Origin of the sequence: Curtobacterium sp. PsM8, from assembly GCF_030433875.1 — a bacterium.
Taxonomy (GTDB): Bacteria; Actinomycetota; Actinomycetes; order Actinomycetales; family Microbacteriaceae; genus Curtobacterium.
On the sequence record NZ_JARUXD010000024.1, the window covers coordinates 39,080 to 47,562 of the forward strand.

8 protein-coding genes are annotated in these 8,483 nt (G+C 70.4%); 4 read left to right on the forward strand and 4 right to left on the reverse strand.

All coding sequences use genetic code 11. The features are described 5' to 3' along the window. Window positions 1-4 precede the first annotated feature (4 nt). From trpS to QCD68_RS07790, 4 genes are all read right to left on the reverse strand, one after another. On the reverse strand, window positions 5-1,012 hold the full coding sequence (gene trpS / locus QCD68_RS07775) for a tryptophan--tRNA ligase (protein ID WP_111074291.1): 1,008 nt from the start codon (window positions 1,010-1,012) through the stop codon (window positions 5-7). Between the two features lie 34 nt (window positions 1,013-1,046). Then, entirely contained in the window at window positions 1,047-1,889 is an 843-nt protein-coding gene (locus tag QCD68_RS07780; RefSeq protein ID WP_301222609.1) for an exodeoxyribonuclease III, read from the reverse strand. A 113-nt stretch (window positions 1,890-2,002) separates the two neighbouring features. Continuing rightward, window positions 2,003-2,275, reverse strand: coding sequence for an HPr family phosphocarrier protein (locus QCD68_RS07785; protein WP_111074289.1), 273 nt, complete (start codon window positions 2,273-2,275; stop codon window positions 2,003-2,005). A 105-nt stretch (window positions 2,276-2,380) separates the two neighbouring features. Beyond that, entirely contained in the window at window positions 2,381-3,151 is a 771-nt protein-coding gene (locus tag QCD68_RS07790; protein WP_110902695.1) for a DeoR/GlpR family DNA-binding transcription regulator, read from the reverse strand. Window positions 3,152-3,470: 319 nt separating this feature from the next. Here QCD68_RS07790 and ptsP point away from each other — a divergent pair, with 319 nt between their 5' ends. The 4 genes from ptsP (at window position 3,471) to QCD68_RS07810 (ending at window position 8,415) form a co-directional block, all read left to right on the forward strand. After that, window positions 3,471-5,126: a phosphoenolpyruvate--protein phosphotransferase gene (gene ptsP, locus QCD68_RS07795; RefSeq protein WP_301222610.1), complete on the forward strand. Its 1,656-nt coding sequence runs from the start codon at window positions 3,471-3,473 to the stop codon at window positions 5,124-5,126. A gap of 69 nt (window positions 5,127-5,195) precedes the next feature. Continuing rightward, entirely contained in the window at window positions 5,196-6,755 is a 1,560-nt protein-coding gene (locus QCD68_RS07800) for a PTS mannitol transporter subunit IICB (RefSeq protein ID WP_301222611.1), read from the forward strand. A gap of 74 nt (window positions 6,756-6,829) precedes the next feature. Beyond that, window positions 6,830-7,267 (forward strand): PTS sugar transporter subunit IIA, encoded by a 438-nt coding sequence (locus tag QCD68_RS07805; protein WP_166781155.1) that lies wholly within the window; start codon window positions 6,830-6,832, stop codon window positions 7,265-7,267. After that, window positions 7,264-8,415 carry a mannitol-1-phosphate 5-dehydrogenase gene (locus QCD68_RS07810; RefSeq protein WP_221849689.1) on the forward strand — a complete coding sequence of 384 codons (1,152 nt, stop codon included), beginning with the start codon at window positions 7,264-7,266 and terminating at the stop codon, window positions 8,413-8,415. The genes QCD68_RS07805 and QCD68_RS07810 overlap by 4 nt, the downstream gene beginning before the upstream one ends. Window positions 8,416-8,483: the final 68 nt, after the last annotated feature.

Consider the following 8,483-nt stretch of genomic DNA (forward strand, 5'->3'; position numbering starts at 1 on the left):
TCGGTCAGCGGGCGCGCGGCACGAAGCCGATCGCGTCGTACACGCGGGCGAGGGTGGCGTTCGCGATCGTCTCGGCACGGTCGGCGCCGACGGCGAGCAGCCGGTCGAGCTCGGCCGGGTCGTCGAGGAGTTCCAGCGTGCGGGCGCGGACCGGTTCGAGCTCGGCGACGACGGCGTCCGCCACCTCGCCCTTGAGGTCGCCGTAGCCCTTGCCGACGAACGACGCCTCGAGGTCCGCGACCGGGGTGTGCGTGAACGCGGACAGGATCGCGAGCAGGTTCGTCACGCCCGGCTTCGCCTGCCGGTCGGCGCGGATCTCCCGCTCGGTGTCCGTCACGGCCGAGCGGATCTTCTTGGCCGTGCGCTTCGGGTCGTCGAGCAGCCGGATGAGGCCGCTGTCGGACGCCGCCGACTTGCTCATCTTGCTCGTGGGGTCCTGCAGGTCGTAGATGCGCGCGGTCTCGGCGCCGATCCGGGCCTCCGGCACGACGAACGTGTCACCGAACCGCGAGTTGAAGCGGCCGGCGAGGTCGCGCGTCAGTTCGACGTGCTGGCGCTGGTCGTCGCCGACGGGCACGACCGCCGTGTCGTAGAGCAGGATGTCGGCGGCCATCAGGACCGGGTAGGTGAACAGCCCGACCGAGGCGGCCTCGGCGCCCTGACGCGCGGACTTGTCCTTGAACTGGGTCATCCGGCTGGCCTCGCCGAAGCCGGTCAGGGTGTTCAGCACCCAGGCGAGCTCGGCGTGCGCGGGGACGTGCGACTGCACGAACAGCGTCGACCGCGACGGGTCGATGCCGGACGCGATGTACTGCGCCGCCGTGGCACGCGTGCTGGCCCGGAGTTCGGCGGGGTCCTGCGGGGAGGTGATCGCGTGCATGTCGACCACGCAGTAGATCGCGTCGTGGTCGTCCTGCAGGTCGCGCCACTGCATCAGCGCGCCGATGTAGTTGCCGAGGTGGAGGGACCCGGCCGAGGGCTGGATGCCGGAGAAGATGCGCGTGCTGGTCATGCGGGAGTCCTGGTGCTCGTGAGCGAGTGGGGGATCAGAGTTCGTAGTCGACGACCACGGGAGCGTGGTCGGACCATCGCTGGTCGTACGCGGCGGCCCGGTCGACGGTGTACGAGGTCACCGCGGGGGCGAGCTCGGGCGTCGCGACCTGGTAGTCGATGCGCCAGCCGGAGTCGTTGTCGAAGGCCTGCCCGCGCCAGGACCACCAGGTGTACGGCCCGTCGACGTCGCCGGCCTGGGCACGTCCGACGTCGACCCAGCCGAGACCCGGGCCGGTGCTGCCGTCGGCACCCTCGACCGGTTCGCCGTCGGCACCGAAGAAGCGGCTGAAGTAGGCACGTTCACGCGGCAGGAACCCGGCGCGCTTGACGTTGCCCTTCCAGTTCTTGATGTCCCGCTGGTCGTGGCCGACGTTGAGGTCGCCGACGACGACGGCGAACGGGTTGTGCTCGCGGAGGGCGGGCAGCCGCTCGGTCATCGCGTCGAGGAACTTCCACTTCTCGTCCTGCTTGGGGGTGTCGACCTCGCCCGAGTGCACGTACGTGGAGACGACAGTGACGGTGCGTCCGCCGATCTCGTAGTCGGCCTCGATCCAGCGACCGGCGGAGTCGAAGTCCGCGGCGCCGAGTTCGACGCGGTGCAGCTGCGCCCGGTGGCGGGAGGCGATCGCGACACCGGCGCGGCCCTTCGCCGACGCGGGGTCGTGCACGACGTCCCACTCGTCGCCGAGCAGGCCGGTCAGGTCCTCGGTCGAGGCACGGACCTCTTGCAGGGCGAGCACGTCGACGTCGCGGTCGGCGAGCCAGTCGCCCATCCCCTTCCGGAACGCGGCACGGATGCCGTTGACGTTGACGGTCGCGAGGCGCAGGCGTGTCATGCGGACCACCCTATCGGCGGCGTGCGACGGCCCGGACGACGGACGGGAGGCCCGGTACCAGCTGGTACCGGGCCTCCCGTCCGTCAGGGGATCGCGCAGCGCGACCTGCGCGATCAGGCCGCGTCGTGGTCCGTCTGCAGGAAGTCGACCAGGCTGTCCGCGGTGGTCTCGGCGTCGTCGCCGGACACGGTCAGCGTGACCTGGTCGCCGTTCTCGACGCCGAGGCCGAGGAGGCCGAGGATGCTGCCGGCGTTCGCCGACTTCTCGCCCTTGGCGATGGTGACCTGGTGGCCGGACGCGGTGACGGTCTGGACGAACAGCGACGCGGGCCGTGCGTGCAGGCCGGAGGCGCTGGCGACGGTGACGGTGCGGGTGGCTTCGGACATCGATGGGCTCCTGTCGACGGGTGGTGCGCTCATGGTAGCGAGCGCCTGTGGGGTGGGTCTGGTGGGTCTGATGGGTCTGGTGGTTCGTGTCCGGCGGTCGGGGCGTCAGTCGCGGCCGGGCCAGAAGACCTCGGTGCCGGCGGCCTCGACCTCGCGGACCAGGTCCAGGTTGACACCGGGGTCCGTGATGATGGTGTCGATCGCAGCGAGCGGGGCGACGCGGCCGAACTCCTCGCGTCCGAACTTGGTGTGGTCGGCGAGCAGGATGCTCCGGCGCGCGGACTTGATCATGGCGCTCTTCACGGCGGCCTCGGCCATGTTGTGCGTCGTCAGGCCGCGCTCCGGGGTGATGCCGTTGATGCTGACGAAGGCGACGTCGACGCTGACCATGCCGATGAGCTGGTGCGTCCACGTCCCGACCCCGGCCAGCGAGTCGCTCCGGATGTTGCCGCCGAGCAGGTGCAGGTCGATGCCCGGGCGGTTCGCGACCGCCATCGCCACCGGCAGCGAGTGCGTGACGACGGTCAGGCCCCGGTCGGTGGGCAGCATCTCGGCCAGGCAGATCGTCGAGGTACCGGCGTCGATCATCACCGAGCCGTTCTCCGGCAGTTCGGCGAGGGCGGCCTCGGCGATCACCATCTTCTCGGTCTGGTTGATGCCGCCCCGGTCGCCAACGCCCGGGTGCAGGGTGATCCGTTCGACCGGGATCGCACCACCGTGGGCGCGGCGGACGAGCCCGCGACGCTCGAGGCTCGTCAGGTCACGGCGGATCGTCTCGGGCGTGACGGCGAGCAGCTCGGCGAGGTCCTTGACGTCGACCCGGCCGTGGGCGCGCGCCTGCTCGACGATGCGCTGGTGGCGTTCTGGTGCGTACATCGGGCCTCATCTGGTGAGCGGATCGCTCGGGTCGGGCTGTGCATCGGGGCTGTGCGTCCGGGCTGTGCATCTGGTCGGGACGGGCATGTGGAGCCGAACGGACATGCTCGGGCACGATCCGACCCGTCGGCCCGGCGCGGTCCTGGACGGCAAACGCAAACGGGCATCTGTTTCTGCATTTTTATCCCCGGATGTGTTTGTTTGTCAACGCGGCGCGATGTATGGTGCTGCAGAGCCGTCCGGACGCAGCACGCGCCGGACACCGCACCGCCCCCCGAACCACCCACCGCTGCTGCGCGTGAGATGAAGGAGTCTCCCCATGTCCGATCTGCTCGGAACCGGCGTCGGCCGCGGCGTTGCCCACGGCCCCGTGCTCCGGATGGCGGACCCGCTGGGAGCCCCCTCGACCGCACCGCTCGAGGGCTCGGCCGACGACGCCAAGCAGGCCGTGCACACCGCGCTCGCCGCGGTGGCCGAAGAACTGAACGAGCGGGGCCGGCTGGCCGGCGGAGACGCCCAGGCCGTGCTCGAGGCGCAGGCGCTGATGGCGCAGGACCCGACCCTCCTCGACGACGTGCACGCCCGCATCGACGGCGGCACGAACGCCGAGCGCGCCGTGTACGAGGCGTTCGCCCAGTTCCGCGACCTGCTCGTCGGCATGGGCGGCTACATGGGGGAGCGTGCCGCCGACCTCGACGACGTCGCCCAGCGCATCGTCGCGAAGCTCCGCGGTGTCCCGGCCCCGGGCGTGCCGGAGTCGGCGACCCCGTTCGTGCTCGTCGCCCGCGACCTCGCACCGGCCGACACCGCCCTGCTCGACCTCGCCAAGGTCCTGGCCCTCGTCACCCGTGACGGCGGACCGACCTCGCACACCGCCATCCTCGCCCGCGCCAAGGGCATCACCGCGATCGTCGGCGTCACCGGTGCGGACGACCTCGCCGAGGGCCAGCACGTGGTCGTCGACGCGGGCGCGGGCACCGTCGTCACCGAGCCGAGCGACGAGCTCGTCGCCGACGTCGAGCAGCGCATCGCCGACCGCCGTGCCGCCCTGGCCGCACCGCTCACCGCCGGCGCCCTCGCCGACGGACACGTCGTGCCCCTGCTCGCGAACCTCGGCAGCCCCGCCGACGCCCAGGCCGCCGTCGACCTCGGTGCCGAGGGTGTCGGCCTGTTCCGCACCGAGTTCCTGTTCCTCGACTCGCCCACCGCCCCGACCGTCGCGTCCCAGCAGGCGTCCTACGAGCAGCTCCTCGCCGCGTTCCCCGGCAAGAAGGTCGTCGTCCGTGCGCTCGACGCCGGTGCCGACAAGCCGCTGCCGTTCCTCACCGACAAGGACGAGGAGAACCCGGCGCTCGGCCGTCGTGGCCTCCGGGCGCTCCGGAACCACGAGCAGGTCCTCCGTGACCAGCTGACCGCGCTGGCCCAGGCCGACGCCGCGACCGAGGCCGACCTCTGGGTGATGGCCCCGATGGTCGCCGACGCCGAGGAGACCGAGTACTTCGTCGACCTCGCCCGTGAACTCGGGATCCGCACCGCCGGCGTGATGGCCGAGGTGCCGTCCCTGGCGCTGATGGCCGAACAGGTCCTGCGCTCCGCCGACTTCGTGTCCATCGGCACGAACGACCTGACCCAGTACACGATGGCCGCCGACCGCATGCTCGGCACCGTCGCGCACTACCAGGACCCGTGGCACCCCGCCGTCCTCCGCCTCGTCGCCCAGCTCGGCGCGGCCGGAGCGGACGCCGGCAAGGCGGTCGGCATCTGCGGTGAGGCCGCGGCCGACCCGCTGCTCGCCGTCGTCCTCGTCGGCCTCGGCGCCACCACCCTCTCGATGACCCCCGCGGCCCTCGCCGACGTGCGTGCCGAACTCGGCAAGCACACCCTCGACGAAGCCCTCGAGATGGCCCAGGCGGCACTCGCCGCGAGCACGGCAGCGACCGCCAGGTCCGCTGCCGCCGCGGCCCACACCGTCTGAGCCCGCACCACGCCCCACAGCACCCCACCCGATCCCTGCAGCAGCACCCCACACAGAGAGTCAACGCACATGACAACGTCGTCCGTTGCAGCGCCAGACACCCGCGACAAGTCGCGGGGTGGCGCTCGCGTCGCCGTCCAGAAGTTCGGCACGTTCCTGTCCGGCATGGTGATGCCCAACATCGCGATCTTCATCGCGTGGGGCCTCATCACCGCGTTCTTCATCGAGACCGGGTGGACGCCGGTCGGCGTCCTCGGCGGCTTCGGGGAGACCAACGGCGTCGCCAACATCGGCCTCGTCAGCCCGATCCTGACCTACCTCATCCCGCTCGCGATCGCCTTCCAGGGCGGCCGCATGGTGTACGAGACCCGCGGCGCCGTCGTCGGTTCCGTGATGGCCATGGGCGTCATCATCGGTGCCAACGGCACGATCATGATCCTCGGCGCGATGATCTGTGGTCCGCTCGGTGCCTACCTCATCAAGCAGATCGACAAGATCTGGGACGGCAAGATCAAGCCCGGCTTCGAGATGCTCGTCAACAACTACGCAGCCGGCATCCTCGGGTTCCTGCTCGCTTTGGTCGGCTTCTTCTGGCTGGCTCCGCTCTTCAAGCTCATCGCCGAGGGTCTCGGTGCCGCAGTGAAGTTCCTCGTCGACAGCTCGCTGCTGCCGCTCGCCAGCGTCATCATCGAGCCGGCGAAGGTGTTCTTCCTCAACAACGCGATCAACCACGGCGTGCTCGACCAGCTGGGCGCGCAGCAGGTCCAGGAATCCGGCAAGTCGATCCTGTTCCTCCTCGAGGCGAACCCCGGCCCCGGTCTCGGCATCCTGCTCGCCTTCACCTTCTTCGGTGTCGGCATCGCCCGCTCGACCGCTCCCGGCGCGATCCTCATCCAGTTCTTCGGTGGCATCCACGAGATCTACTTCCCGTACGTGCTGCAGAAGCCGATCCTGTTCGTCGCCGTCATCCTCGGTGGCGCGACCGGTGTCGCCACCAACGTCGCCTTCCAGTCCGGCCTCGTCGCGCCGGCCTCGCCCGGTTCGATCATCGCGGTCCTCACCGCGACGGCGAAGGACAGCTACGTCGGCGTCATCCTCTCGGTCGTCCTGTCCGCAGCGGTGTCGTTCGCGGTGGCGTCGTTCTTCCTCCTCGCCAGCCGCAAGCGTGACCTGGCCTCCGGCACCGGCGGCGACATGAGCGCCGCGATGGCGAAGCTGCAGCAGAACAAGGGCCGCGACGTGAACTCGGCGACCTCGGGCCTGCTCGGCAACAACTCCCCGGCCAACGAGGAAGAGGCCGAGGCCTCCCTCGGGGGTGTCAGTTCCGCCAGCACCGCCACGGCGACGCGCGTCGAGAACGTCGTGTTCGCGTGCGACGCCGGCATGGGTTCGAGTGCGATGGGCGCCAGCGTCCTCCGCAACAAGATCAAGAAGGCCGGGATCGAGAACGTCACGGTCACCAACAAGGCGATCGCGAACCTCTCGGGTGACGAGGACCTCATCATCACCCAGGAAGAGCTGACGGACCGCGCGAAGCAGAAGAACCCGAACGCCCAGCACGTGTCGGTCGGTAACTTCATGAACGCACCGCAGTACGACCAGGTCGTCGACCAGCTCAAGAACCAGTAAGACAAGAGCACGATGGGGGAGGGGACGGGCGACCGTCCCCTCTTCCGCCGTCCACCACGAACAAGGAGAACCGTATGCCCGTCCTGCAGGAGAGCCAGATCCGCATCCACACCGAGGACGCTGCGCCGACCAAGTCGGAGGCGATGAAGGAGGCGGCTGCGATCCTCCAGGAGGTCGGCGCGGTCACCGCGGACTACTACCCCGCCATGCTCGAGCGCGAGAAGAGCGTCTCGACGTACATGGGCAACTACCTGGCGATCCCGCACGGCACGAACGACGCGAAGGACGCCATCAAGGCCTCCGCGCTGTCCTTCGTCCGCTACGCCACCCCGATCGACTGGGACGGCAACGACGTCCGCTTCGTCGTCGGCATCGCGGGCGTGAACAACGAGCACCTCGACATCCTCAGCAAGATCGCGATCGTGTTCTCGGACGAGGACCAGGTCCAGGCGCTGACCGACGCACCCGACGTGGCCGCGATCCTCGCGATCCTCGGCGAGGTCAACGAGTGAGCACCGCCGTCCACTTCGGTGCGGGCAACATCGGCCGCGGGTTCGTCGGTCTGCTGCTCCACCAGGCCGGGTACGAGGTCGTCTTCGCCGACGTCGCCGCCCCGCTGATCGACGCGCTGGCCGCCGCCGACTCGTACACCGTGCACGAGGTCGGTGCCGGAGCCCAGGACCACGTCGTCACCGGCTTCCGTGCCGTGAACAGCGCCCAGGACGAGGCCGGTGTCGTCGCCGAGATCGCGACCGCCGACATCGTCACCTGCGCCGTCGGACCGACCGTCCTGAAGTTCATCGCCCCGGTCATCGCGAAGGGGCTGCAGCAGCGCTCCGCCGACGCCGCCCCGCTCGCCGTGATGGCCTGCGAGAACGCGATCAACGCCACCGATCGCCTCCGCGAGTTCATCGTGGACGCGCTGCCGGAGGACGAGCGTGAGGACGCCCTCGCGAAGGCCGTGTTCGCCAACACCGCCGTCGACCGCATCGTGCCGGCTCAGGCGCCCGGTGGCGGCCTCGACGTCACCGTCGAGACCTACTTCGAGTGGGCCATCGACCGCACCCCGTTCCACGGTGCCGAGCCGGAGCTGCCGGGGGCACACTACGTCGACGGGCTCGCCGCGTCCATCGAGCGGAAGCTCTTCACGGTGAACACCGGGCACGCCACCGTCGCGTACCACGGGTTCCTCGCCGGTGCCGACAAGATCTCCGACGCCGTCGCGATGCCCGCCGTCCGCTCCGCGCTCGAGGCCGTGCTCGCCGAGACGAGCGACCTGCTCGTCCGTCGTCACGAGCTCGACCCCGAGGTGCACCGCGCCTACGTCGAGGCGATCATCGGTCGCTTCGAGAACCCGCACCTGCCCGACACGGTCACCCGCGTCGGCCGCCAGCCGCTGCGGAAGCTGTCCCGCGACGAGCGCTTCGTGTCGCCGGCCGCCGCGCTGGCCGAGAACGGCACCGAGCCGACCGCGCTCCTCGACGCGATGGGCGCCGCACTGCGGTTCGACGTCGCGGACGACGAGCAGAGTGTCGAGCTGCAGGCGCTGCTGCGTTCGGACCGCTCGGACGCCGACATCGCGTCCGAGATCACCGGTCTCGGCGGCGAGCACCCGCTGCACGCCTCCTTCACGGGGCGGGTCGGCGCGGCGCGCGCCTGACGGACGCAACCGCCTGACGGACGCAACCGCCTGACCGACGGGAGGCCCGGTACCAGCTGGTACCGGGC

What these genes read in the sequence shown, in the direction of transcription:
- trpS (WP_111074291.1), bottom strand. Translation starts at nt 1,012, where the DNA reads ATGACCAGCACGCGCATCTTCTCCGGCATCCAGCCCTCGGCCGGGTCC.
- QCD68_RS07780 (WP_301222609.1), bottom strand. Translation starts at nt 1,889, where the DNA reads ATGACACGCCTGCGCCTCGCGACCGTCAACGTCAACGGCATCCGTGCC.
- QCD68_RS07785 (WP_111074289.1), bottom strand. Translation starts at nt 2,275, where the DNA reads ATGTCCGAAGCCACCCGCACCGTCACCGTCGCCAGCGCCTCCGGCCTG.
- QCD68_RS07790 (WP_110902695.1), bottom strand. Translation starts at nt 3,151, where the DNA reads ATGTACGCACCAGAACGCCACCAGCGCATCGTCGAGCAGGCGCGCGCC.
- ptsP (WP_301222610.1), top strand. Translation starts at nt 3,471, where the DNA reads ATGTCCGATCTGCTCGGAACCGGCGTCGGCCGCGGCGTTGCCCACGGC.
- QCD68_RS07800 (WP_301222611.1), top strand. Translation starts at nt 5,196, where the DNA reads ATGACAACGTCGTCCGTTGCAGCGCCAGACACCCGCGACAAGTCGCGG.
- QCD68_RS07805 (WP_166781155.1), top strand. Translation starts at nt 6,830, where the DNA reads ATGCCCGTCCTGCAGGAGAGCCAGATCCGCATCCACACCGAGGACGCT.